This window comes from Amycolatopsis sp. NPDC051045 (assembly GCF_040682955.1).
Taxonomy (GTDB): domain Bacteria; phylum Actinomycetota; class Actinomycetes; order Mycobacteriales; family Pseudonocardiaceae; genus Amycolatopsis.
Map to the genome: position 1 here is coordinate 272,628 of NZ_JBFBCC010000007.1, position 25,039 is coordinate 297,666.

Annotated in this window: 20 protein-coding genes; 11 read left to right on the top strand and 9 right to left on the bottom strand. The window is 72.1% G+C overall.

Features of this window, described 5'->3' with window-relative positions:
- Positions 1 to 24: 24 nt before the first annotated feature.
- Genes AB0M80_RS19410 through AB0M80_RS19420 form a run of 3 tightly spaced genes read right to left on the bottom strand, consistent with a single transcriptional unit; the run spans position 25 to position 3,277 of the window.
- A complete protein-coding gene (locus tag AB0M80_RS19410) occupies positions 25 to 1,395 on the bottom strand; it encodes a fatty acid--CoA ligase family protein (protein ID WP_364566326.1) in 1,371 nt (456 codons plus the stop codon).
- A complete protein-coding gene (locus AB0M80_RS19415; RefSeq protein ID WP_364566329.1) occupies positions 1,395 to 2,471 on the bottom strand; it encodes a 3-dehydroquinate synthase II in 1,077 nt (358 codons plus the stop codon). Before AB0M80_RS19415 ends, AB0M80_RS19410 begins: the two co-directional genes overlap by 1 nt.
- Positions 2,468 to 3,277, bottom strand: a complete 810-nt coding sequence (locus AB0M80_RS19420; RefSeq protein WP_364566332.1) for a 2-amino-3,7-dideoxy-D-threo-hept-6-ulosonate synthase — start codon at positions 3,275 to 3,277, stop codon at positions 2,468 to 2,470. The genes AB0M80_RS19415 and AB0M80_RS19420 overlap by 4 nt, the downstream gene beginning before the upstream one ends.
- Before the next feature lie 202 nt (positions 3,278 to 3,479).
- Here AB0M80_RS19420 and AB0M80_RS19425 point away from each other — a divergent pair, with 202 nt between their 5' ends.
- The 7 genes from AB0M80_RS19425 to AB0M80_RS19455 all read left to right on the top strand — a co-directional run bounded on the left by AB0M80_RS19425 (position 3,480) and on the right by AB0M80_RS19455 (position 11,822).
- On the top strand, positions 3,480 to 4,073 hold the full coding sequence (locus tag AB0M80_RS19425) for a flavodoxin family protein (protein WP_364566335.1): 594 nt from the start codon (positions 3,480 to 3,482) through the stop codon (positions 4,071 to 4,073).
- Positions 4,070 to 5,596, top strand: coding sequence for an MFS transporter (locus AB0M80_RS19430; protein ID WP_364566338.1), 1,527 nt, complete (start codon positions 4,070 to 4,072; stop codon positions 5,594 to 5,596). The genes AB0M80_RS19425 and AB0M80_RS19430 overlap by 4 nt, the downstream gene beginning before the upstream one ends.
- Positions 5,587 to 6,501, top strand: coding sequence for a LysR family transcriptional regulator (locus tag AB0M80_RS19435; protein WP_364566341.1), 915 nt, complete (start codon positions 5,587 to 5,589; stop codon positions 6,499 to 6,501). Before AB0M80_RS19430 ends, AB0M80_RS19435 begins: the two co-directional genes overlap by 10 nt.
- A gap of 194 nt (positions 6,502 to 6,695) precedes the next feature.
- On the top strand, positions 6,696 to 7,415 hold the full coding sequence (locus tag AB0M80_RS19440; protein WP_364566344.1) for a response regulator transcription factor: 720 nt from the start codon (positions 6,696 to 6,698) through the stop codon (positions 7,413 to 7,415).
- A gap of 511 nt (positions 7,416 to 7,926) precedes the next feature.
- Positions 7,927 to 9,585, top strand: coding sequence for a RecQ family ATP-dependent DNA helicase (locus AB0M80_RS19445; RefSeq protein ID WP_364566347.1), 1,659 nt, complete (start codon positions 7,927 to 7,929; stop codon positions 9,583 to 9,585).
- Between the two features lie 52 nt (positions 9,586 to 9,637).
- Entirely contained in the window at positions 9,638 to 10,360 is a 723-nt protein-coding gene (locus tag AB0M80_RS19450; protein WP_364566350.1) for a GAF and ANTAR domain-containing protein, read from the top strand.
- Between the two features lies 1 nt (position 10,361).
- Complete coding sequence (locus AB0M80_RS19455; protein ID WP_364566353.1) at positions 10,362 to 11,822, top strand: PP2C family protein-serine/threonine phosphatase; 1,461 nt, start codon at positions 10,362 to 10,364, stop codon at positions 11,820 to 11,822.
- 196 nt (positions 11,823 to 12,018) lie between these two features.
- Here AB0M80_RS19455 and AB0M80_RS19460 read toward each other — a convergent pair whose 3' ends face one another.
- The 3 genes from AB0M80_RS19460 to AB0M80_RS19470 all read right to left on the bottom strand — a co-directional run bounded on the left by AB0M80_RS19460 (position 12,019) and on the right by AB0M80_RS19470 (position 14,518).
- Positions 12,019 to 12,168 carry a hypothetical protein gene (locus AB0M80_RS19460; protein WP_364566355.1) on the bottom strand — a complete coding sequence of 50 codons (150 nt, stop codon included), beginning with the start codon at positions 12,166 to 12,168 and terminating at the stop codon, positions 12,019 to 12,021.
- Positions 12,169 to 12,282: 114 nt separating this feature from the next.
- Entirely contained in the window at positions 12,283 to 13,047 is a 765-nt protein-coding gene (locus tag AB0M80_RS19465; RefSeq protein WP_364566358.1) for a DUF1206 domain-containing protein, read from the bottom strand.
- Positions 13,048 to 13,171: 124 nt separating this feature from the next.
- The gene (locus AB0M80_RS19470) at positions 13,172 to 14,518 is read right to left on the bottom strand and encodes a glycoside hydrolase family 6 protein (protein WP_364566650.1); all 1,347 of its coding nucleotides are present in this window, start codon (positions 14,516 to 14,518) and stop codon (positions 13,172 to 13,174) included.
- A gap of 486 nt (positions 14,519 to 15,004) precedes the next feature.
- Between AB0M80_RS19470 and AB0M80_RS19475 the strand changes: the two genes are divergently transcribed.
- From AB0M80_RS19475 to AB0M80_RS19485, 3 genes are read left to right on the top strand one after another with little or no spacing between them, the layout of a single operon-like run.
- Positions 15,005 to 17,404, top strand: coding sequence for a ricin-type beta-trefoil lectin domain protein (locus AB0M80_RS19475; protein ID WP_364566360.1), 2,400 nt, complete (start codon positions 15,005 to 15,007; stop codon positions 17,402 to 17,404).
- Positions 17,405 to 17,435: 31 nt separating this feature from the next.
- Positions 17,436 to 18,884 carry an arabinofuranosidase catalytic domain-containing protein gene (locus AB0M80_RS19480; protein WP_364566362.1) on the top strand — a complete coding sequence of 483 codons (1,449 nt, stop codon included), beginning with the start codon at positions 17,436 to 17,438 and terminating at the stop codon, positions 18,882 to 18,884.
- A gap of 29 nt (positions 18,885 to 18,913) precedes the next feature.
- Entirely contained in the window at positions 18,914 to 21,313 is a 2,400-nt protein-coding gene (locus AB0M80_RS19485; RefSeq protein WP_364566365.1) for a non-reducing end alpha-L-arabinofuranosidase family hydrolase, read from the top strand.
- Between the two features lie 122 nt (positions 21,314 to 21,435).
- On the opposite strand, the gene AB0M80_RS19490 is transcribed toward AB0M80_RS19485, so the two are convergent.
- Positions 21,436 to 22,470: an NAD(P)-dependent alcohol dehydrogenase gene (locus AB0M80_RS19490; protein ID WP_364566367.1), complete on the bottom strand. Its 1,035-nt coding sequence runs from the start codon at positions 22,468 to 22,470 to the stop codon at positions 21,436 to 21,438.
- A gap of 97 nt (positions 22,471 to 22,567) precedes the next feature.
- Between AB0M80_RS19490 and AB0M80_RS19495 the strand changes: the two genes are divergently transcribed.
- Entirely contained in the window at positions 22,568 to 23,173 is a 606-nt protein-coding gene (locus AB0M80_RS19495) for a TetR family transcriptional regulator (protein WP_364566369.1), read from the top strand.
- A gap of 233 nt (positions 23,174 to 23,406) precedes the next feature.
- Here the strand turns inward: AB0M80_RS19495 and AB0M80_RS19500 are convergent, their stop codons facing one another.
- Both AB0M80_RS19500 and AB0M80_RS19505 read right to left on the bottom strand, forming a co-directional pair.
- Complete coding sequence (locus AB0M80_RS19500; protein ID WP_364566372.1) at positions 23,407 to 24,168, bottom strand: thaumatin family protein; 762 nt, start codon at positions 24,166 to 24,168, stop codon at positions 23,407 to 23,409.
- 33 nt (positions 24,169 to 24,201) lie between these two features.
- On the bottom strand, positions 24,202 to 25,011 hold the full coding sequence (locus tag AB0M80_RS19505; RefSeq protein WP_364566374.1) for a glycoside hydrolase family protein: 810 nt from the start codon (positions 25,009 to 25,011) through the stop codon (positions 24,202 to 24,204).
- Positions 25,012 to 25,039: the final 28 nt, after the last annotated feature.

A 25,039-nucleotide genomic window follows, 5' to 3' on the forward strand; every position in this document is an offset into this window, starting at 1 on the left:
CGCCTTTCGTTTCGGCTCGCGGGGTCAGGCGGGCACGGCCGCCGCGCGCAGCACGTCGTGCCGGCGGACGAGCTTTCCGTTGGGGGTGCGGGGAAGCCGGGGAAGCACGCGGATCTCCCGCGGGATCTTGTAGTCGGCGAGCCGCTCGCGGCACCACGCCAGCAGGTCGGCGGGGGTGGTGTCGCCGACGACGTAGGCCGCGATGGTCCCGCTGTGCACGGCCACCGCCTCGGTGACGCCGGCGTGGGCGCGCAGCGCGGTCTCGACCTCGCCGAGGTCGACCTTCAGCCCGCCGATCACCACCAGTGAATCGCCGCGCCCGCGCAGGTGCAGGCGACCGTCGGCGTCGAGCTCGGCCCGGTCGCGCACGCGCAGCCAGCCGTCGGCGTACCGGTCGCCACCCCCGGCGAGGTACGGCGAACCTTCGTCGAGCCGGACCTCGACCTCGCCGGCTTCGATCCGCAGCACCACCCCGGGGGCGGCGCGGCCGACCGACGGCCGCAGCCGCCCGCTGACGTCCATGGCGAGCACGCCGGTTTCGGTGGTGCCGTAGGACTCGCCGACGCCGATCCCGAACCGGCGGGTGAACTCCGCCGCCACCGCCGGATCCATGATCTCGCCGCCGCTGACCGCCGCCTTCAGCGACGGCAGCGGCGGGATCTCCTTCGCCGTGGCCAGCAGCGCGTAGTGGAACGGGGTGCCGAAGACGGCGTGCACGTCGTACCGCGCGGCGGTCGCGAGGAGCTCGGCGGCGGTCAGCCTGCTCGCGAACACCGCGGTCACGTTCCGCGCCAGGCTGTGGAACAGCCCGGCGATCAGGCCGAAGCTGTGCGCCGTCGAGCTGAGCAGCAGCACCCGGTCGCCGGGTCCGGGCATGCCCTCGACGCGGGCGAACCGGTCGATTTCGGCGGCGAGCGACGCCGGCGTCCGGCCGATCATCTTGGGCACGCCGGTGGAACCGGAGCTGAACTGCACCAGCCGGTGCCCGGTCGAGGCGGGGACACCGCCGGCGATCCGGGCGGTGAGCAGTTCGTACTCCCGCGCGAAGGCCGGCGTGGCGCCGGACGGCCCGCCGCGCACGGTGAACTGCGGCCGGCCGACCTGCTTGACCGCCTCGACCTCGGCGGGCTTGAACCGGTGGTCCACCAGCATCACCTGGGCACCGAGCGACCACAGGGCCAGCATCGCCTGCACCTGCGTGTAGCTCGGCGGCACCTGCAGCAGTACCGTGCTGCCTTCGGTGACCCCGGCGCCGGCGAACACCGCCGCCTCGGCCACGACCTGCGCGCGGACGTCGCCGCGGGTCCGGACGTCGTCGCCGTGGGCGAGGTAGGGACCCGTGCCGGGGTGGGCGTCGAACAGCCGCGTGACGAGCTCCGCCATGGCGCCCGCCATCAGGACTCCCGGCAGAATTCGCCGATCGGGATGCCGACGTGCCGCTGATCGGTGGCGAGGTAGCCGAGCAGCTCGTCCCCGTTCTGCAGCTCGGTGACGTTGCGGACCTTCGCGCCCGGACCGAGCACCCGGACGTGCCAGTCGTCCTGCACGGTGAGGCTGACGACGACGCCGTCGCCCGAATGCGCGGTGATGGTCAGCAGCGGGCGGGACTCCAGCTTCGCCCGGCCGACGACCACGCGGCGGGTGCGCCCGTCGGAGTCGACGGCGAGCACGGTGCTGCCGGAGCCGAGCTCGGACAGGTAGCTGGTGCGGTTGCCGGGGCCGAGCACGTAGGAGTGCAGCGCGCCGGCGTTGACCCGGAACGGCCGCGTCGGCATGTACGGCAGCGGGTGGGTTTCGCTGCAGCACAAGATGAACCCGGTCGAGTACGAGCCGACCAGGATGCCTTCGTCCTCCCGGAAGTGCGTGCAGGTGTCGACGCAGACGCGGTCGCCGAGGCCGTGGTGCTCGATGCGGTCCACGGTGAGCGTGCTCAGCTCCAGCCGCGGGCTCGTCCCCGACAGCAGGCGGGTCAGCGCGAACACGTCGTCGGCGGTGTGCGGGGCGAGCAGCACGCCCTCGGACCCGCGTTCCAGGACGTCGACCACGATGGCCGCCTCTTCGAGGTCGGCGCACACCGTGATCAGCTGCCCGGGTGCCTTGTCCGCCGCGGCCAGCACGATCTCCAGCGGAATCTTGGTGGGGTCGGCGAACTCGACGATGGCGTACGGCAGCTCGATCGCGGCGGCACAGGCCAGCTGCAGGGTGCGGTCGTCGCGCACGTGCACCCAGCCGGCCCGGTCGCCGTCGGTGCGGACCAGGTCGGCGAGGGCGTCTTCGTCGTCGACCGCGGTCACGCGAACCGGCGCGTCGCCCTCGCCGACGAGCACCCCGGTGACCGTCGGCGGCAGCTTGGCGAGCAGCTCCGCGTCGGCGGAGACGACCGCCTGGGCCTTGGCGTGGACGGCCGCGTCGACCACGGCTTCGAGCTGGGCGGCCGGCACGGCCCGGACGTCGATCCATGCGTGTTTCATGCGACACCTGTCGTGAGGGGGGCGAGGGACTCGGACAGCGGACCGGGATCGGCCGCGTGGACCACCGCGGCGAGCCGGGCGACGGTGACGGCGGGGTTCTCCGCGGTGAAGATCCGGCGGCCGACCGCGAGCCCGGCGCACCCGGCGGCCATCAGGGCCGCCGCGGCCGGCACCGGGTCGCGGGCGTCGGGTGGGCCGCCGGCGCACAGCACCGGGATCGGGCAGCTTTCGACGACCTCGGCCATCCGCGCCGGGTCGGCGGGCACCGCCGTCTTCACCAGGTCGGCCCCGAGGTCCGCGGCGATGTTCACCGCGTGGGACAGCAGCGTGACGTCCCGCGGGTCGGAAATGCGCGGCCCCCGGGGGTAGATCATCGCCAGCAGCGGGATGCCCCACCGCTGGCAGGCCCCGGCGACCAGGCCGAGGTCGGCCAGCTGCCGGCTTTCGGTGGCGGAGCCGACGTTGACGTGCACGCTCACCGCGTCCGCGCCGAGCCGCAGCGCGTCGTCCACGTCGCCGACGAGGACCTTCGCGTCGGTGTCCGCGGCGTGTGCGGTGCTGGCGGACAGGTGCACGACGAGCCCGCAGTCGCCCAGCGTGGCGGGCTCGAGGGTGCGGGCCCGGCCCTTGTGCAGCACCAAGGCGTCCGCGCCGCAGCCGGCGATCGCGCGAACCAGGCCGTCCCAGCCGGACCGGTCGCTCACCGGGCCGTCGGAGACGCTGTGGTCGAGGGGGACGAACAAGTGCTTCCCGTCCCCGGTGCGGGAAAGCCTGCGCATCCGCAGGGCCTTGCCGTCGACGGTCATCGGGCCACCTTCCGCGGTGCGGCCGGGATCTGCTCGTACACAACGGAAGTCTGCGCGGGGCGATCTTCGGAAATCAAATACCAACCGGTGATAACTCGGCAGTTATCGCTTTTTGAGAATATCGCCAGGTGTGTTCGCCCGGTTCTTGATCGGTTTCTCAGGTTTCAGTGCGATGTTCGGCGGACCGGCGAGAGGAGCAACGGTGACTTCCGAGGTCCGTGTGGCGGTCGCCTACCACGGCGGCCGCGGGCACACCGCGCGGCTGGCCGAGGCGGTGGAAGCCGGGGTCAAGGCGGTCGAAGGGGTGCTGGCGGACCCGATCGACGTCGGCCGGATCGCCGCCGAGGACTGGTTCCGCCTCGACGACGCCGACGCGATCGTCTTCGGCGCCCCGACCTACATGGGCACGGCGTCGGCGGCGTTCCACGTTTTCGCCGAAGCCAGCAGCCGGCGCTGGTTCACCGCGCGGTGGACCGGCAAACTGGCCGCCGGATTCACGAACTCGGGGGCCAAGGCCGGCGACAAATCGAGCACTTTGTCCTATTTCGCCACGCTGGCCGCGCAGCACGGGATGCTGTGGGTCGGCCTCGGCCTGCGCCCGGGCTGGAACTCCACCAAGGGCGGGCCCGGCGACCTCAACCGGCTGGGGTTCCACCTCGGCGCGGCCGCGCAGTCCAACCTGGACGAAAAGCCGGCCGCCATGCACGAATCGGACCTCGCGACGGCCGAGCACCTCGGCGGCCGGGTGGCCCGGTACGCCCTGCAGTTCGCCCTCGGCCGGGAGCGCATGCCGTGACCGGCTCCGCCGCCCTTCCCGGCGAGGCGACCCGGGTCGCGCGGGGACGGCTGATGCTGGCCGTCGCCCTGGTCGCCCACACGCTGGTCCTGCTCGACAACACGATCATGAACGTCGCGATCGACGTGCTGGCCGACCCGGTCCGCGGGATCGGGGCCGGCACCGGGGAGCTGGCCTGGGCGGTCAGCGCGTACCCGCTGGTCTTCGCCGCGGTGACGCTCACCGGGGGCGCGCTGGCCGACCGGTTCGGTGCCTCCCGGGTGCTGCTGCCGGGCCTTTGCCTGCTCGGCACCGCGTCGGTGGCGGCCGCCCTTTCCCCGAGTGGAGCCGCGCTGATCGCGGCCCGCGCGGTGATGGGCGCGGGTGGCGGGCTGATCGCCCCCGCGACGCTGACCCTCGTCACCGCCGGGCTCCCGCCGGGACGGCGCGCGCGGGCCGTGGCGCTGTGGTCGTCCGCGGCCGGGGTGGCCGTCGCGGTGGGGCCGGTGCTCGGCGGGCTGCTGCTGGTCCGCTTCGCCTGGCCGGCCGTCTTCCTGGTGAACACCCCGCTCGTCGCCGGTCTCGTGCTCCTCGGCCTGTTCCTGCCCCGGCTGCCGGTGCCCGGCCGGCTCCGGCCGCTCGACCTCCCCGGCGCGGCGCTGTCCGGGCTGGGGCTCGCGGCCCTGGTGGGCGGAATCGTCCAATGTGCCCGCGAAGTCACGCCGGCCGCGCTGCTCGCGCTGGCCGCGGGGGCGGTCCTGCTCACCGCGTTCGTCGTGCACCAGCTCCGGGCCCGGCATCCCGCGTTCGACGTGCGCCTGCTGCGCAAGCACGGTTTCGGCGGCGGCATCCTCGGCCTGCTGCTGAGTTTCGCCGGGCTCGCCGGGCAGCTGTTCTACTGCGCGTTCTTCCTCCAAGGCGTGCACGGCCTGACCCCCGGTGAAGCCGGGTTCGTCATGTTCGCGGCGGCCGTGGGCATCGTGACCGGCAACCGCGTGTGTTCGCCCGCGGTGGACCGGTTCGGCACGCGCAGCACCGTTCTGGCCGGCTTGGTGGCCGCGTCGCTGACGTACGCCGCCTACCTGTTCTTCGACGAGCACACGCCGATCGCAGCGGTCGTCACCGTGTTGTTCGTCCAGGGTTTCGGTACGGGACTGGCCTTCGCCCCGCTGACCTCGGGACTGGTCGGCGGGCTGCCGGACGAGCGGGCCGGCGCCGGTGCGGCGCTGGCCACCGTCACCCGGCCGCTGGGCAGCACGATCGGCGTCGCCGTGCTCGGTACCGTGCTGACCCTGGCTTACCGGACGTCGGTCGCGCCCGCGCTGGCCGGGCTGCCGGGACCGGCCGCCGCGCAGGCGCGTGGCTCGGCCGAAGGCGCCCGGGCGGCCGCGGCGGCGCTGGACCGCCCGGAGCTGATCGCGGCGGCCGACGCCGCGTACGTGCACGCCATGCACGTCACGGCCGGGTGGGCGACCGTGGTCTCCCTCGGCGGGTGCGCTGCCGTCGCGGCGGGCCTGCACCGGATCGGACGGCGATGGAGCTGACCCTGCGCCACCTCGCACTCGTGGTCGCGGTCGCCGACGCGGGTGGCATCCGGCGGGCCGCGATGGCCATCGGGGTCGCCCAGCCGGGGGTGACCGCGCAGCTGAAACGCATCGAGCAGGACCTGGGGGCCGAGCTGTTCGAGCGCCGCGCGGAAGGTGTCGTGCCGACCCCGCTCGGCACCCAGTTCGTCGCCGAGGCCCGGGATCTGCTGGCGCGCTTCGACGAACTCGTCTCCAGCGCCCGGGTGCTCGGCCGCGGGGTCGCCCCGGGCACGACGGTGCGGGTGGGCGCCACCGACAACCGGCACCTGCCGCGGATCACCGTGGCGCTGGCCGAGCTGCTGCCGGGGTGCGACCACGAGGTTTCGGTGGGCGGTGACGCCGAGGAACTGCTGACGGCGGCCGAAGAAGGCCGGCTCGACGTCGTCGTGCTGACCGAGCACGCGCACCGGCCGCGGCCCCGGCTGGGCGGCTTCCTCGACCACGATCTGGGACGCGAGCCGCTGTTCGTCGCGGTGTCCGAAGAGCACCGGTTGGCGCGCCGGCGCTCGGTCGCCCTCGCCGACCTGGCGGGGGAGGTCTGGGCGGTGCCGGCCGAGCAGTCCGAGGACGAGTGGCGGAGCTTGCAGGAAGCCAGTTCCCGGGCCGGGTTCAGCCCGCGCCTGCGCCACCGCGGGGTCGACCGGGCGAGCACCGAGGCGCTGATCCGGCTGGGGCGCGCGGTGGCGGTCCTCGCGCCCCAGGAGCCGGTCGGTGCCGGGGTGGCCCTGGTGCGGCTGGGGGATGCCGGGCTGTGGCGCCGGACGCGCCTGCTCTGGCTGCCGGACTCGCCGCTCGCTTCGGTGGCCGCCCGGCTGCCGGCGTTGCTGCGAACGGCGGTGGAACCGGCCGCGGCCGCCGGGTGAGCGGCGTTGTGTCCGGAATGGTCCGGCCATGAGGTGGTATGGAAATTTTCCGGACTGTGCTAGTAGTTGAAAGTACAACGACGTCCTGTGGTGCACCGCCGCCGACGAGGAGCACGGGGCAGCCGCCCGCTTTCGGCGGCGCTCCAATGGGCACCCGCTCGCGGCAGGTGCGGCACAGCGGAGGAGGAGATCCCATGGGTGGACGTGCCGGCCCCGCACCCGTGCTCGAACAGCGGCTACCGGGCACGGTGATCCGGGTCCTCCTGATCACCGGCGATCCGCAGGTCGCGGCCCGGCTCGACGCCACGCTCAGCGGCGGCGACTGCGTGGTCGGCCGGTCCGCCGACGCCCGGAGCGGCCTGGATCGCGCCCTGTCGAGGGAGTTCGACGTCATCGTCCTCGACGGGCAGCTGCAGTCCGGCCGTGGTCTGGACCTGATGCGGAGGATGCGCAGGGCGCGCGTGCTCACGCCGGTGATCATGCTGATCGCGGGCGGGCAGGTGCGCGATCGGGTGGGGTGCCTGCAGGCCGGCGCGGACGACTGCGTGGACAGCTCGACCGACGCCGAAGAGCTGCTCGCCCGCTTGCGGGCGTTGCACCGCAGGAGCCCGTACCGCACCGGAACGGTCCACCTGGGCGCGGCCCGGGTCGACGTGGCCCGGCGCGTGGTGATCCACGAGGACGGCACCCGGGTCAGCCTGACCGGGCGGGAGTGCGCCGTGATCGCCGTGCTGGGCGCCGAACCGGGCCGGGTGGTCTCCCGGGCCCGCCTGCACGCGCTGATCTTCCCGGACCGCCAGGCGAAGTCCATTGTGGACACCTACGTGTACCACCTGCGCCAGAAGCTGGGACGCGAAGTGGTCACGACCGTGCACAGCGTTGGCTACCGGCTGGGGCACGTCCCGTTCGCCTGAGACAGGCCGTCTCCGGCGCGGGCCGTCGTGTGTCCCTCGGCCCCAGTCCGGCCGTTTTCCCGGCAGCCGGGACGGGAGCGCCGACATGCCGTCGGGCCCGAAAACCATCCCCACCACGCCGGCCGGCGTACCACTGCCCGCATGACCGCCTCGCCGGTTGCCTGATCGCTGCTTCCACAATGGACAGTGCGCGGTCCGGTCCCGGCCGCGGCGTCGTAGCTGAGAACCGCTTCCGCTCGGCGAAGGCTGGGGGAGACCTGCGAGCGGAAGCGGTGGCTTGAGGCCGGTACGGGGGCCGCCTCTCGGCGAGTGGCGCGACCCGGCTCCGGGGTGAACCGGTGTTCCGGGAAGGCCGAAGGGGTGAGGCCCGGGGGACTCCGCCGTACCGACACCCCTTACAACGCACGGCGCGGTGCGGTGTTCCCCGTCGCCGGGGCCGGCGGACGTGAGCTGCGTCGCTCACGGATTTCCGGCGTTGTTTCTGTCGGCCGGACGTGGGTACTTCGGGCGGATGGCAGCCACAGGAAGCCGCGACGAGCTGCAGCGGATCGCGACGGAGAAGTTCGGCTGGGCGGAGCTGTCCGCCGAGCAGCTCGAGGCGATGGAGCAGGTGATGGCCGGGCACGACGTGCTCGCCGTGCTGCCCACCGGGGCCGGCAAGTCGGCCATCTACCAGGTCCCCGCGTTGCTGCTGGACGGCCCGACGCTGGTGGTGTCGCCGCTGATCGCCCTGCAGAACGACCAGATCGAGCGCATCGGCGACAGCCGGGCCCCGGAGGCCGTCGCGCTCAACTCCACGCAGCGCGCCGCCGAGCGTGACCACACGTGGGACGCGTTGCGGCGGGGGAGCGCGGAGTACCTGTTCCTTTCGCCGGAGCAGCTGGCCGGCGACGAACTGCTCGACGCCGTCGCCGAGCTCGGCGTTTCGCTGTTCGTCGTGGACGAGGCGCACTGCGTCTCGGCGTGGGGGCACGACTTCCGCCCGGACTACCTGCGGCTCGCGCCGGTGATCGAGCGGCTCGGGCACCCGCGGGTGATCGCCCTGACGGCGACCGCCGCGCTGCCCGTGCGCGCCGACATCGTGGCCCGGCTGGGCCTGCGCGACCACCGGGAGGTGCTCGCGAGCTTCGACCGGCCCAACCTGCGGCTCGGGGTCGATCCGCTGACCACCGATGCCGACAAGCGGCAGGCGGTCGTCACGCGGACGCGGGCGCTGACCGCGGATCCCGCCACCCGGCCCGGGCTCGTGTACGTCACCAGCCGCAAGGACGCCGAGGCCTACGCGGGCGAACTCGCGGCGATCGGCGTCCGCGCAGCGCCCTACCACGCCGGGATGAAGGCGGCCGACCGCGAACGGGTGCACGAGGAGTTCCTGCGCGGCGACCTCGACGTGGTGGTGGCCACTTCGGCGTTCGGCATGGGGATCGACAAGGCCGATCTCCGGTTCGTGCTGCACGCGTCGGCGCCGGAGTCGCTCGACACCTACTACCAGCAGATCGGCCGGGCCGGCCGCGACGGCGAGCCGGCGGAGATCATCCTGTACTACCGGCCGCAAGACCTGGGCCTGCAGAAGTTCCTCACCGCGGCCAAAGCACCCGAGCAGGCGCTGGCGGAGGTGGCCACCACCCTCGGCGAGCACGACGAGCCCCTGAAGCCGGCCGAGCTGGGCCAGGAGGTGAACGTCTCCGCCGCCCAGCGCACCCGGGCGGTCAACCTGCTCGAAGAGACCGGAGCGGTCGGTGTCACCACCGACGGCCGGCTCGAATACCGGGAGCCCGGCCTCGACCCGGGACAGGCCGTCGAGCAGGGTGTCGAGGCCGCCGAAGCCCACCAGCGGCTGATCCGCTCCCGGATCGAGATGATGCGGGGCTACGCCGAGACCACCGGGTGCCGTCGCCGGTTCCTGCTCGGCTACTTCGGGGAGCAGCTCCCGCAGCCGTGCGGCAACTGCGACACCTGCACCGCCGGCACCGCCGAAGCCCAGCCGGCGGGCAACGGCGCCTTCCCCGTCAACAGCGCGGTCGAGCACGCGGAGTGGGGCCGCGGAACGGTGATGTCGGCGGACGACGACAAGCTGACCGTGGTGTTCGAGGACCACGGCTACAAGACGCTGTCGGCGTCCGCGGTCCGCCGGCACGGCCTGCTCACCGCCGCCGACCGCACCGGTTAGCCACCGTGGCGGCGGGTACTCGCCGCACACGATCCGGTGGGAGGTGAGCCGCGTGAACCCCGAACTTCCGCTGTCCGACGAACTGGCGGGCGTGTTCGCCCGGATGTGCGGCCTCCTGCTGTCGGAGGAGACCGTGGGTTCGGTGCTTCGGCTGGTGACCAAGCTGGCCCAGGAGACGTTCCCGGAAACCGCCGGAGCCGGCCTCAGCGTCTTCGATCCGGACGGGGCGCGGGTCACCACCGCCGCGACGGACGAGCTGGTCGAACGGGCGGACCGGATCCAGTACGAGACGGGCTCCGGGCCCTGCCTGGTGGCGTGGGCGGACCGGACGGTCGTGCGGGTGGACGACCTCGCCCGCGACACCCGGTGGCCACACTGGTCCCGGCGCGCGCACGAGCTGGGCCTGCGGGCGGTGCTGAGCGCGCCGCTGGTGGCCGGCGACTCGGCTTTCGGCGCCATGAAGGTCTACGGGGCCCGGCCGGGCGTCTACGGCCCACGGGAAGAGTCCCTGCTGAGCATGTTCGCCACGCAGGCCGCGGTGCTGGTGGCGAACACGAAGTCCTACACCGACGCGCGCCGGGTGAGTACCCGGCTCCAGTCGTCGATGCGGGGGCGGGACGCGGTCAACGTCGCCAAGGGCATCCTCATGGCGCAGGGGCACGTCGACGAGCGGACGGCCTTCCTGCAGCTGGCCAAGACCGCGGAACAGCGCCGGCAGCCCATGCTGGAGACCGCCGAGGACCTGGCGCGGACGATCCTGCGGCCCCGGCGGTGACATGAGCGACCAGGACGCCCGGCATCAGCAGCAGGCGGTCGCCTCGGCGTTCGCCCGTACCGAACTGACCGTGGAGGAGCTGTGGCTGCGGTACTTCGCGCTGGGCGGCAGCCTCGGGGTGTTCGAGGTGGAGGCCTACCTGCACGGCGTGCTGCAGCTGCCCGGATTCGACCGGGACGTCGTGGCGCACGTGGTGAACGAACGCCTGGACGAGCTGAGCCGGCACCGGCGCGCGTCCTACAGCCGGGAGATCCGGGACGTGGCGCCACGCGGTGCGCCGCTGACCGCGTTGACGACGCTGCTGGAGGGCGCGGAACTGGCGCCGCCCGAGCGGCTGCCCGCACTGGTCGCGGCCGCGGGTGACGCACTGGGCATCCGGCTGACCATCCACCTCGCCGACTACGAGCAACGCTCCCTGTGGCCGGTGCCGTCGCCGGGGGCCGAGCCCGGGGCCGGCCCGCTCGACGTGGACACGACGTTGGCCGGCCGGGCGTTCCGGCGGCTCGAAATCCTGCCCGCGGAGACCGCCCCGCCGCGGTTGTGGGTGCCCCTGCTCGACGGCGCGGAACGGCTCGGGGTGCTGGAGGTCGAGGTGGCGTCGGCGGCCGACCTGTACGACCCCGGCCTGCGTACCCAGTGCCGCTGGGCGGCGTTGCTGATCGGGCACCTGGTGGTGCTGATGACGCACTACGGCGACGGCATCGATCTCGTGCGCCACCGGCGGACGCGGACGGTCGCCGGGGAGCTGATCTGGTCGATCCTGCCGCCGCTGACCGCCGGCGTGGACGGCTTCGTCGTCAGCGGCGTCGTCGAACCGCGGCACGCGGTGGCCGGGGACGCCTTCGACTACTCGCTGTCCGAAGACACCGCTCGCCTGCTGATCCTCGACGCGGTCGGGCATGACCTGCGCAGCGGCCTGCTCGCCGCGACCGCCGTCGCGGCCTACCGGGCCGCCCGCCACGCCGGGGGCGGCCTGTACGAACAAGCCCGGCTCATCGACGAGACGCTCGGCAGCGCATTCGGCGACCACGCCTACGTCACCGCCGTCCTGGCCGAAGTCGATCTGCCGACCGGGCGCCTCCGCTACATCAACGCCGGGCACCCGCCACCGCGGATCATGCGCGCCGGGCACGTGGCCAAGCCCCTGCCCGGCGGCCGGCGGATGCCGCTCGGGCTCGGCCCCGGCCGCGAGTTCGCCGTCGGCGAGGAACGGCTGCAGCCCGAAGACTGGCTGGTGCTGTACTCCGACGGCATCACCGAAGCCCGGGACGCCGAGGGGGAGTTCTTCGGTGAAGGCAGGCTCGCGGATTTCCTCGAGCGGGAAGCCGCGGCCGGGTACCCGCCCCCGGAAACCGTCCGCCGGCTCATCCAGGCAGTGTCCGAGCACCAGGACGGGCGCTTTCAGGACGACGCGACCGTGTTGCTCGCGCGGTGGACCGACCCGGGCCGGATTCTGCCGTGAGCCGGTGGTGGCCGGGTGCCGGGACCGGTCACCGTGGTCACCGGAAAGCGCTTCCCCTCGGCCGCGGCGACCCGGTCAGGGCCGGCCGCGGCGGGGCGTCTGCCCGGCGACGCCGTGCTGCAACGGCGTGCTATTCGTCGGTCGCGGCCTACCCGGTACCGGCGGGGACAAACCCCGCCGGCCGGGCGCGGGTGCGTCAGTCCGGGGGCTCTTCGTCCGGTGCGGCGCCGGGGCGCCGGGCGTCCTCGTCGAGGAACTGCCCGGGGTCGACGTCGAGGTCCGGGACCTCCGGGGTGCCGGGCGAGATCGGCTGATCGGGACTCAGCGGCTGCGTGGTTTCGTCCATGGCCGGCACCTTTCGCGCGGGTGTCCGGTGCGGTCGGCACCGGGTCGCCCGGGTATCCGCCGCCGGGCACGCGAAACGTGCGTCCCCCCGAGTGGGTGGACCCCCGCACCCGGCTCAGACGCGGCGGAACCGGGCCTCGAGGAGTGCGAACACCCCGAAGACCGCGAGGCCGGCCGCGAGCGCCAGCAGGAGGAACGGTCCGTAGGGCTGCACGGCCAGCGTCTTCAGCGCGGGGTCCAGGCCGGCGGCTTTGCCCGGGTCGTACCGGAGCGCGGCCAGCACGAACATCGTGCCCACGGTGCCGTAGGCCAGCGCCACCGCGCACCAGCCGACCTGCCCCAGCCGTTCGGTCAGCGACCGGACGCCCGGGGAAGCGCCGCCGAAGTCGAGGTCGTGGACGAACTTCCGCCCGACGCCCCGGTAGGCGAGGAACGCCGAGACGGCGATCACGACGCCGCCCGCGAACACCACGGCCCCGGCGCCCCAGGGCTCGCCCAGCGCGGCGGCGACGATCGAACCCGCTTTGCCGGAGCCGCCCGCCGCGGTCTTGGCCGCGCTGTAGGCGACCAGGCCGTACAGGACGACCTCGATCCCACTGACGGTCCGGCGCACCCACCGCCGCCGCGCCGGAGCGTGCCGGTGGCCGGCGATCGCTTCGGCGAGCTGCCACAACGCCAGCACCCCGGTACCCGCGACGATCAGCCACAGGACCCACACCCCACCGCCGTCGGCGACGAGCTGCAGCGCACCCGCCTTGTCGGTCCGCTCGTAGTCACCGAGCGCCACCTGCGCGGCCAGCCAGGCCAGGAGCAGGTGCACCACCGCGTAGCAGGTCAGCCCGATCCGGACGGTGACGGTAAATCCTCTGATATCGGACACGCGGGCGATCCTGGCCCACCGCGGCCGATTTGGCCAGGGGCTGTCGTCGCCTGCCGCGGGTGATCCCGGACACCGGCCTCTCCGGAAGAATTCCTTCCGAAGAGGCCTTCGCCCGACGCCGGTCTCAGGAGCAGTAGGTTCCGTTCAGGGCCGGTTGCAGGAAAGGCGGCGTGCTGCCGGTGTAGTTCGCGCTGTAGCCGATCGCGGCGGTTGCGCCCGTGGCCAGGCTGCCGTTCCACGACATGCTGTCGACCTTGACGAGGTCGCCGGTGTCGGTCCAGGTTCCGCTCCAGCCCTGGGTGACGGTCACGCCGGGCGCCGAGAACGAGAGCGACCAGCGGTCGATGGCCGCACCGCGGTTTTCGATGACGATCTCGGCGGTGTACCCGGTCGGCCAGGTGCTGACCACCCGGTGGGTGACCTTGCAGCCGCCGGAGGGCTGCGGGGTCGTGGTGGTCGGGGAAGTGGGCGTGGTGGGCGTGGTGGGCGTCGTCGGGGTGGTCGGCGTGGTGGGCGTCGTGGTCTGGACCGGACCGGCCGCGACGGCGAGGTCGTAGGCCCGCTGGGGGACGAACTGGCCGGCCGTGGCGATGCAGCCGTCCGCCTCGCCCGGCGGCTTGATCCACAGGAACGCGTCGATCTGGCCGTCGCCGGTCTGGTTGGTGCTCGGCGTGCCGATCGCGCGCCCGGCGGGGTCGCACCACTCGCTGCCCAGCGGCCCGTTGCCGTTGCGGCTCGTGTCGATCACCGCTTTCAGCCGCGAGTCACCGAGCTGGCCGAGGATCGCCTTGTCGTAGGCGACTTCGTCGGAGGTCGCGCGGTAGTTGGACACGTTGGTGGAGATGCCGTCGGCGCTGTTCGAGACGTCGGCGGCCCGCAGCCGCGCCGCGGCCTCGCCGGGGGAAAGCCAGGCGGAATGCCCGATGTCGAAGTACACCTTGGCCTGGGCCGAGCCGGCCTTGAGCCGTTTGCCCGCGTACGCGATCGACGCCGAGGTCTGGCGCTGCTGGTCGCTGCTCTGGCAGTTCGTCATGAGCGCGAGCACGTCGGGCTCGAGCACGATGGCCGCGGGCCGGCCCGCCAGGCCGGCCGCCACCTGGTCGACCCAGGCCCGGTAAGCGTCGTGTGACGGCGCACCGCCGCCGCTCGCGCCGCCGCAGTCGCGGTTGGGGATGTCGTAGACGACCATGATCGGGATCTTCCCCGCGGCGGCCGCCGCCCCGACGTAGGCGTCCACCTCGCCGCGCACCGTGGACGTGTTCGTGGTGGTGAACCACCTCGCCTGCGGTACCGCGGCGATGCGGTCGCGGATGACCGCGGTGCGCGAATCGCCCGGGTTCGCCGAAACCCACTTGGCCGCGTTGGTGCCCGGGTCGGTGTAGTACGCCGAGCCGGCGGCCTGCGCGCCGGCCCATGTGGTCGCGGCGACGACGCCGGTCACGGTCAACGCGGCGAGCGCTCCGGCTGCCACTGTCCTGCTTCGCATGCAGCTTCTCCTTCGAACGGCTGGGTGGCGCAGGTACGTCGGCCTGGGAGCGCTCCCAGTAATGCGGGACTGTAGCCGGGGAAGGCGGGGTCGGGAAAGGGGCTCGTGCGTTGTTCTCGTCCCTCCACAAGAAAATTACATGGGCGCGAAGCGGGGAGCCGGTGGGTGGCCGAGGTGGGCGTCAAGCGCGTGACCTGCGGTTATTTCGGGCTCTCGGGCCGGTGGACGTGAGGTTCCGGAAGGTGGGGACGGCGCTGGGGTTCGGCGGTTGTTCGGCGGCCGATGTGCCTGTTAGCGTTAACGCTCCAGCGTGTTCGCCATCGACGAAGATGGGGTCCTCATGTGCGGTGTTCTGCGTGCCTCCCCGGGTGGGCCGGTGCATTTCCCGTTCGCTGATTGATCGAATTCTTCCCCGGCCCAGTCCCGAAAGTTTCGGTGGGCGCCGCAGTTCGTCGGAAGTGAGGACAAACCATGCCCGCGATCCTGCTCCGGAAGGTGAGAACCGCGGCAGCGGTGGTCACCACGGTCGTCTTGGCCGTGGCCGGCAGCGCCGTCGCCGCGGCGCCGGCCCAGGCCGCCACCTCGATCACGATCAACGGGAGTTCGGGCGGCCGCACGTTCGACGGCGTCGGCGCGGTCAGCGGCGGCGGTGGCAACAGCCGCCTGCTGATCGACTACCCGGAGCCGCAGCGCGGCCAGATCCTCGACTACCTGTTCAAGCCCGGGTACGGGGCCGCCCTGCAGATCCTCAAGGTGGAAATGGGCGGGGACACCAACTCCACCAGCGGCGCGGAGCCCAGCCACGCCCACTTCCGCGGCGATCTGGACTGCAACCGCGGGTACGAGTGGTGGCTCATGGAACAGGCGAAGGCGCGCAACCCCGGCATCAAGCTCGTGGGCCTGCCCTGGGGAGCACCGGGCTGGATCGGCAACGGCACCTTCTTCTCCAACGACCTGACGGACTACTACCTGTCCTGGCTGGGGTGCGCCAAGCAGCACGGGCTGACCATCGACTACCTCACGAGCGTCCAGAACGAGAAGCAGTGGAGCGCCGACTGGACCGTCACCCTTCGCAACGCGCTCAACGCCAACGGGTACAACGCCGTCAAAGTCATCTCCGGTGACTCGTGGCCGGGCGACTGGGGCCCCGCGAGCGCGATCTCGACCAACACGGCCTACCGCAACGCGACCGACGTGCTGAGTGCCCACTACACCTGCGGCTACCTCAGCGCGCAGACCTCCTGCAGCGTGCCGGCCAACGTCACCAACACCGGGAAGACGTTGTGGTCCAGCGAAAACGGCTCCCAGGACTACAACGACGGCGCCAAGCCGCTGGCCCGCGGGATCAACCGCGTCTACCTCGACGGCAAGATGACCGCCTACCTCAACTGGGACCTGATCGCCGCCGTCACGCCGAACATCCCGTGGCCGACCGTGGGGCTGATCCTCGCCAACCAGCCCTGGTCCGGCTACTACTCGGTCGGCAAGGACGCGTGGGCGCTGGCGCACACGACGCAGTTCACCGCACCCGGCTGGAAGTACCTCGACGCCTCCAGCGGCTACCTGGGCGGGAACCGCACCAACGGCAGCTACGTCTCGCTCAAGTCGCCGAACAACACCGACTACAGCACGGTCATCGAGACGATGGACGCCACGTCGGCCCAGACGCTCAACCTGAACGTCGCCGGCGGGCTGTCCACCGGCCAGGTGCACGTGTGGGCGACCAACCTCAACTCGAACAACGCGGCCGACCACTTCGTCCACAGCACCGACATCACCCCGTCCGGCGGGGCCTTCTCCCTGACCGCCCAGCCCGGCTACCTCTACACCATCACGACCACCACCGGGCAGGGCAAGGGCACGGCGGCCAGCCCGCCGCAGGGCTCGCTGAACCTGCCCTACAGCGACGACTTCGACGGGTACGCGAAGGGCAAGGAAGCCAAGTACCTGATGGACATGGAGGGCGCCTTCGAGACCGCCGCCTGTGGTGCCGGCCGCGCGGGCACCTGCGTCCGCCAATCCGCGACGCAGAAGACGATCCCCTGGAAGAAGTTCGTCGACCCCTACGCGCTGCTGGGCAACGTGGCCTGGAGCAACTACACGCTCAGCACGGACGTGCTGCTGGAGAAGCCCGGGTACGTCGAGCTGCTCGGCCGGGCCGGCTCGCAGGACACGGGCAACCAGGGCGCGCTGAACGCGTATTACCTGCGGGTGAGCGACAACGGCGCCTGGTCGATCCGGCGCAACAACACCAGCCAGCAGAACACGACCCTGCGCACCGGCACGACGACCGCGCTCGGCACCGGCAGCTGGCACAAGCTGTCACTGGGCTTCTCCGGCAACACCATCACCGCCGCCGTCGACGGCACGGTGCTCGGCACGGTCACCGACGGCACCTTCCCGGCCGGCCAGGTCGGAATCGGCACGAGCGTGGGGGAGACCGCGCAGTTCGACAACCTCTCCGTCGCCGGTTCGGGTGGCGGGTCGACCTCCGTGCTGCGCAACACAGGAGCCGGCCGCTGCCTCGACGTCCCGAACGTGTCGCAGACCAACGGCACCCAGGTGACGTTGTGGGACTGCAACGGCGGCACGAACCAGCAGTGGACCCTCACCTCCGGCAAGCAGATCCAGGTGTACGGCAGCAAGTGCCTCGACGCCGAGGGCGCCGGGACGACGTCGGGGACCCGGGCGATCATCTGGGACTGCACGGGCGGCACCAACCAGCAGTGGAACGCCGCCGCCGACGGCACGATCACCGCTGTCCAATCGGGACTGTGTCTCACTCCGAGCGGGAACGGCACCGCGAACAGCACGCCGGTCACCCTGCAGACCTGTACCGGCGGCAACGCCCAGAAGTGGACACGGAGCTAGCCGCGTCCGGAGCGGACGAAGGAGTTCGTCGATGAAGGCACGCTGGAAAAGGGTGTGGCCGGCCGTGGTGATCGCCGCGGGCGCGCTGACCGGCACGGCGACGACGTCGCAGGCGGCCACCGAGGGGCCGTGTGACATCTACGCGGCGGGCGGCACGCCGTGCGTCGCCGCGCACTCGACCACCCGGGCGTTGTCCGGCGCGTACAACGGCTCGCTCTACCAAGTGCGGCGCGCGTCGGACAACACGACGCGGGACATCGGGGTCCTGAGCGCCGGCGGCGTCGCGAACGCCGCGGCCCAGGATTCGTTCTGCGCCGGCACCACGTGCCTCATCACCGTCATCTACGACCAGTCCGGCCGCGGCAACCACCTGACCCAGGCGCCGCCGGGCGGCTTCCCCGGCCCGGCACCCGGCGGGTACGACAACCTGGCCAGCGCGACGGCGGCCCCGACCACCGTCGGCGGCCAGAAGGCGTACGGCGTGTTCGTGGCGCCGGGCACCGGTTACCGCAACAACAACACCAACGGCGTCGCGAACGGTGACCAGCCGGAGGGCATGTACGCGATCTTCGACGGGACGCACTACAACGGTGGCTGCTGCTTCGACTACGGCAACGCCGAGCGCAACAGCCGCGACAACGGCAACGGCACGATGGAAGCCATCTACTTCGGCAACATCAAGGTCTGGGGCTACGGCACCGGAAACGGCCCGTGGATCATGGCCGACCTCGAAAACGGCCTGTTCTCCGGGGTCAACCAGCGCTACAACGCCAACGACCCGAGCATCAGCCACCGGTACCTGACGGCGATCATCAAGGGCGGCCCGAACCGGTGGGCCATCCGCGGCGGCAACGCCCAGTCCGGCGGCGTGTCCACCTTCTACGACGGCGTGCGCCCGAACGTCGCGGGCTACAACCCGATGCGCAAGGAAGGCGCCATCATCCTCGGCACCGGCGGGGACAACAGCATCGGATCCGCCGGCACCTTCTACGAAGGGGTCATGACGTCGGGCTATCCCTCGGACGCCACCGAGAACGCCGTCCAGGCCAACGTCGTCGCGGCCGGGTACGGCACCGGCGGCAGCAACACCGGCACCGGCCCGCTGCACGCGGTCGGCGCGGGCAAGTGCCTGGCCGCACCGAATTCCACGCAGGGGACGCAGCTGCAGATAGCCGGCTGCAGCGGCCAGGCGAACCAGACCTGGACGCGCACGTCGGACGGCCGGCTGACGGCCACGCTCGGCGGGGCGACGATGTGCCTGGACGCGTCCGGCCAGGGCACCAGCGCGGGCACGAAGGTGGTGACCTGGCCCTGCAACGGCCAGGGCAACCAGCAGTGGACCGTCAACTCCGACGGCACGGTCACCGGTGTCCAATCCGGACTCTGCCTGGACGTGACCGGCGCCTCCACGGCCGACGGCGCCCCGGTCGAGCTGTGGACCTGCAACGGCGGCGGCAACCAGCAGTGGACGCTGGGCTGACCCCTTCCCCCGACGAAACGAGGACTCCCATGATCACCGGCTCACCCCCACGCCGTCGCCTCCGGAAAGCCGTCACCGTCCTGGCCACCGCGGGCCTGTCGGCGGCCGCTCTGGTGCTGTCGCCCGGCGTCGCCGGGGCGGCGAGCACGCTCGGCGCCGCGGCGGCGCAGACCGGGCGGTACTTCGGCGCCGCGATCTCGACGAGCCACCTCGGCGAGGCGGCCTACGTCAACACGTGGACTTCGGAGTTCAACGGCGTCACGCCGGAAAACGAGATGAAGTGGGCCACGGTCGAGCCGAACCGCAACCAGTTCAACTTCGGGCCCGCGGACCAGATCGTCAGCCAGGCCAGAAGCAAGGGGATGAAGATCCGCGGGCACACGCTGGTGTGGTACCAGCAGCTGGCCCCGTGGGTCGGCGGGCTGGACGCGAACAACCTGCGCTCGGCGATGCTGAACCACATCAGCCAGGTGGCCGGCCACTGGAAGGGTCAGGTCATCGCGTGGGACGTGGTCAACGAGGCGTTCGAGGAGAACGGCACCCGGCGGCAGGCGACCTTCCAGCAGAAGCTCGGTGACGGCTACCTCGAGGACGCCTTCCGCGCGGCCCGCGCGGCCGACCCGAACGCCAAGCTCTGCTACAACGACTACAACACCGACGGCATCAACGCGAAGAGCACCGGGATCTACAACATGGTCCGGGACTTCAAGAGCCGGGGCGTGCCGATCGACTGCGTGGGCTTCCAGAGCCACCTCAGCTCGAACTCCAACCTCGGCAGTTACCAGGCGAACCTGCAGCGCTTCGCCGACCTCGGCGTCGACGTGCAGATCACCGAGCTGGACATCGGCGGCTCGGGGTCCGGTCAGGCGAACGTGTACCGGCAGGTCACGCAGGCGTGCATGGCGGTGTCCCGCTGCACGGGCATCACCGTGTGGGGTGTCACGGACAAGTACTCGTGGCGTTCGGGCGACACCCCGCTGCTGTTCGACGGCAACTACGGCAAGAAGCAGGCCTACACCGCCGTCCTCGACGTGCTCAACGGCGGTGACCCGGATCCCGGCGGGAGCACCGGCCCGGTGCGCGCCACGGCGTCGAACCGGTGCCTCGACGTCCCCGGTTCGGCGGGCACGGCCGGCACCCAAGTGCAGATCTGGGACTGCCACAGCGGGGCGAACCAGCAGTGGACCCGCGGCAGCGCGGGGGAGCTGAGCGTCTACTCCGGTGCGGGGAAGCGGTGCCTGGGCACCGCGGGCGGCGGGACCGCCGCGGGCACGGCGGCGGTCATCGCGGACTGCACCGGCGGGGCCGGGCAGAAGTGGACGTTCACCGGCAGCGGCACGGTCACCAACGGCCAGTCGGGACTGTGTCTCGACGTGAACGGCGCCGCGACGGCCAACGGCACCAAGGTGATCATCTGGACCTGCAACGGTGGAGCCAACCAGCGGTGGACCGGACCGTCCGCTCCGGGCGGCGGCACCCTGCCGGCCCGCTACTCGTGGAGTTCGAGCGGCGCGCTGATCGCCCCGAAGCCGGACGCGACGCACGACATCGCCGGCATCAAGGACCCGTCGGTGGTCTACGCCGGCGGCAAGTACCACGTGTTCGCCAGCGTGGCGAACGCGGCCGGGTACAACATGGTGTACCTGAGTTTCCCGGACTGGGCCCAGGCCGGCTCGGCCACCCACTACTACCTGGACCAGTCGGGGATCGGCACCGGCTACCGCGCGGCACCGGAGGTGTTCTACTTCGCGCCGCAGAACCTGTGGTACCTGGTGTACCAGGACGGGAACGCCGCCTATTCCACCAACCCGGACATCGGCAACCCCAGCGGCTGGAGCGCCCCGAAGCACTTCTACCCGTCGATGCCGGCGATCATCCAGCAGAACATCGGCAGCGGCTACTGGGTCGACATGTGGGTGATCTGCGACGCCGCGAACTGCCACCTGTTCTCCTCGGACGACAACGGGCACCTGTACCGGTCGCAGACGCCGGTCGCGAACTTCCCGAACGGCATGAGCGACCCGGTCATCGCCGCCCAGGACGCGGACAAGTACGCGTTGTTCGAAGCGTCCAATGTGTACAAGGTGGCCGGTGCGGACCAGTACCTGCTGATGGTGGAGGCGATCGGCGCCCAGGGACGGTACTTCCGGTCCTGGACGTCGAGCAGCGTCGCCGGGCCCTGGACGCCGCTCGCCGACACCGAAAGCGCCCCGTTCGCCGGCGCGGCCAACGTCACGTTCCCGGGCGGCCAGTGGACGAAGGACATCAGCCACGGCGAGATGGTCCGCGCCGGAACCGACCAGACGCTGACCATCGACCCGTGCCACATCCGGTACCTCTACCAGGGCCGTGACCCCGATTCGGGCGGTGACTACAACAGCCTGCCGTGGCGGCTCGGCCTGCTCACGCAGACCGGCTCCGCGTGTTGACCACCGTCCGGCCGCGTCCGCCGAGGGTCCGGCGGGCACACTGAGGGAGAGGGCCTGGCCTGGCCTGCCTCGCCGCCCGAACGCGGTGAGGCAGGCCAGGTCCGTTCGGCAGCGGTCGGCAGTCAGTCCAGGTCGGCCAGGTCGAGGACGAAGCGGTAGCGGACATCGTTGCGGGACAGGCGGTCCAGGACCTCGTTCACCCGGGCCGACGGGACGACTTCGACGTCGGCGGTGACGCCGGTGCGGGCGCAGAAGTCGAGCATGGCGGCGGTCCCGGTCCGGCCGCCGCTGCCCGCCGAGGTCAGTTTCTTGCGGCCCACCAGCAGGTCCATCGCTTCCAGCGTGATCGAGCCGAGGTGACCCACCTGGCTGAGGGTGCCGTCCAGGGCGACCACCCGCAGGTACGGGCCGAGGTCGTGGGGCACGGCGACGGTGTCGATGACGACGTCGAACCGATCCCGGGCGGCGGCCATTTGCTGCGGATCCGTCGATAGCAGCAGCTCGCGCGCCCCGAGGCGGGCCGCGTCGCCGGCCTTCTCGGCCGAACGGCTGATGACCGTCGTCTCGGCGCCGAGGGCGACCGAAAGCTTGACCGCCAGGTGGCCGAGGCCGCCGAGCCCGATCACCGCCACCCGGGTGCCCGGCCCGGCGCCGAGCGCGCGCAACGGCTCCCAGACCGTGATGCCCGCGCACAGCAACGGTGCCGCGGCGGCGGGGTCGAGGCCCGCCGGGAGCCGGTAGGCGAACTCCTCCCGGACGACGTACTCGCGGGAGAACGCGCCCAGTGTGGGGGAGCCGTCGTGGCGGTCCGTGCCGCCGTAGGTGAGCGTCGGGAACTCGGCGCAGAAGTTCTCCTGGCCGCGGCGGCACATCGCGCACTTCCCGCAGGAGTCGACGATGTTGCCGACCGCGACCGGCTCGCCGACGGCGAACCGGGTCACCGCGGGGCCCGTTTCGGTGACCACGCCGGTGAATTCGTGGCCCGGCACCAGCGAGGTGTCCCGGTGACCGCGCAGGGAGTGCAGGTCGGTGTGGCAGACCCCGCAGAAGTCCACGCGGACGGCGATGTCGTCCTCGCGCAGGTCGCGCCGGGTCAGGGTGGCGCGCCGGAGGGTCGGGTCGTTCTCGCCGGCCAGCCAGCCGGAGGTGGTCCGCATCGGAGCTCCCAAGAAACAGAACAGTCGGTTTGTTTGCCGACGCTAGCGCGTTCGGCCGCCGGAAGCAAACCGACTGTTCTGTTGTAGGCTGACGCGCATGGCCGACAAGCTGCTGACCTCCCGCGGAGCCGCCACGAAACAACGCATCGTGGACGCGGCGACCGAAGAGTTCGCCCGGCACGGCATCGCCGGCGCTCGCGTGGAGCGCATCGTCGAGGCGGCCCGGACCAACCGGGCTCAGCTGTACGGGTACTTCGGCAGCAAGGACGGGCTGTTCGACGCGATCTTCCTCGCCTCGCTCGAGCGGATCATGAACGTGGTGCCGATCGACGGCACCGACCTCGCCGGCTGGGCGGTCCGCCTCTACGACGAGTACCTGCGCCGGCCGGACCTCATCCGGCTAGCCACGTGGACCCGCCTCGAGCGCCGGCCGGCCGGGCACCTGGTGGACGACGCCGACCGGATGGACCACCCCAAGCTGCGCACCATCGCCGAAGCGCAGGCCGCCGGGCTGGTCCGCGCGGGTGACCCCTTCGACCTGATGGCGATGGTGATCGCGATGTCCATGGCGTGGTCGCCGGTCAGCAACGTCTACGCCGCCACGGCGGCGGAACCCGCCGAAGTGCACGACCGGCGCCGGGAGCTGCTGCGGGAGTGCGTGCGAAGCGCCATCGCCCCCGGTGCTGCGACGGTGGGGGACTGAGCAGCCGCCCTCGGAGAACGGCGGACGGGCCCGGCGACCACGGCCGTGACCGAGGTCCGGTGGGCGGCGCCGGTTCCGGGCCGCCTCTCGGTGGACGCCGGCCGAGTCCGGCGACCACCGGTTTCAGGGCGCTTGGCCCCGGCTGCCCGAAAAGCCACGATCCGCTGTCCGGGGCGGCAGCGTACGGCGCGCTGCGGGGGCTGCGCCGCGTCGGCGCAGCCCCCGCGGGGCCGTCAGGAACGGCCGTGGAAGGTGATCGTGAAGCCGCTGCACGAGGCGCACTGGTACATCGTCTGGTTGCCCGGCTCGGTGTCCTGCTTGGACCAGGCGTACGCCTTCGGGCAGTGGGACTTGATCGCGTCGCTGTAGCTCGTGGGGGCGTCGCGGTTCGGGTTGACGCAGTTGATCAGCGCGCCGCTCGGGGAGTACCGGCGGTCTTCGCCCGGGCAGTAGGACAGCAGGTTCTCCGGGCAGCCCGCCGTGCCGCACGAAGCCGAGCCCGGCGGCACGGCCGCGTTGACCGGCTCGATCGTGATCGGCAGCGAAAACGCGTTGACGTAGCTGACGTCGTACCACGGGGCGAGGCCGTCGGCGGTGTCGAAGTTGAACTCGGCCAGGCTGGCGGGCTGTTCCCCGGTCGTGCAGTGGTCGGCGTGGACGCCGCAGTCGCCGACCACGCAGTGGAAGTCCTGGCCGGACGTGCCCGTGCACCCCTGGCGCGCGAAGAACTTGCCCCGCCAGTGGCCCGGCGCCGACGTCTCCGGGACCGTCACGGTCGCCGACTGCCCGTCCGCCAGCGTCGGCAGGCTCGCGAAGTTGACCGACCCGTCGGCGTTCACGGTGCTGCCCAGCCAGAGGGTCTGGCCGGAGTGGTTCACGAACGTGACGGTGTGGTTGCCCGCCGCGGCGGCCGGAGCCGCCGGTGAGCTCACGCTCAACGCCACCACCAGGGTTGCGGCGACGGCGAAAAGCCGTGGGAAAATCCGGGAAAGCATGGGTTCGACCTCCGTTCGTCGGTGGGGGATGGGTCAGCCGGCGGCCCGGTAGGCGGAGCCGCTCGCGTTCGGGGTGGTCCCCGTGTAGAGCCCGGTCGGGGTGGTCGACGTCGACAGCGAGAACCAGGCGTAACGCTCGACGAACGACAGGCCGTTCAGCATCGCCGTGGACCGGCTGACGAAGTCGGCCTGCTCGGCCGCGGACGGGTACCGCGGAGTGGGGCCGGAGAAGTCGGTCAGCGCGTATTCGGTGACCCAGATCGGCAGGTGGTAACGGTTGTACACCGCCTGCAGGTAGGACTGCAGCTGCCCGGTCGCGGCGGTCGAGAAGTCTCCGCCGTACCAGTGCAGCGGGATGAAGTCGACGCGGTAGCCGCGTGCCGCCGCGCCGCTCATGAACCGGTCGAGCCAGCCGCCCGCGGTGTCGCCGCCGTACGCCACCGCCGGTGCGCCCAGCCGCAGGCCCGTCGCTTGCAGCTGCGGCCACAGGTCCAGCGCCGTCTCGACGGACATGTTCGCCTGGCCGGCCAGGTCCGGTTCGTTGAACGCGAGCAGGGTGCGGCCGGCCGCCTTCGCCTGCTGCAACCGATCCGCGGTGACGGAGTCACGGCCCCAGATCATCGGGACGAACTCCGTCCCGGCCGGTGCGGTGATGCCCTGGGGGTCCGCCGCCCAGGTGTAGAACCACCGGGCGCCGACATCGCTCAGCGCGGTCGTCACGCCGGAAAAGGCGGCCGCACTGACGCCTTTCTTGGGGCCGGCCGCGGCCGCCGGGGCGGCCAGGCCGCCGAGGGCGGCCACGGCGACGGCCACGAGGATGACCATCTTCCTGAACTGGTTCATACCACTTGCTCCGGTGTTCGCCGAGGTG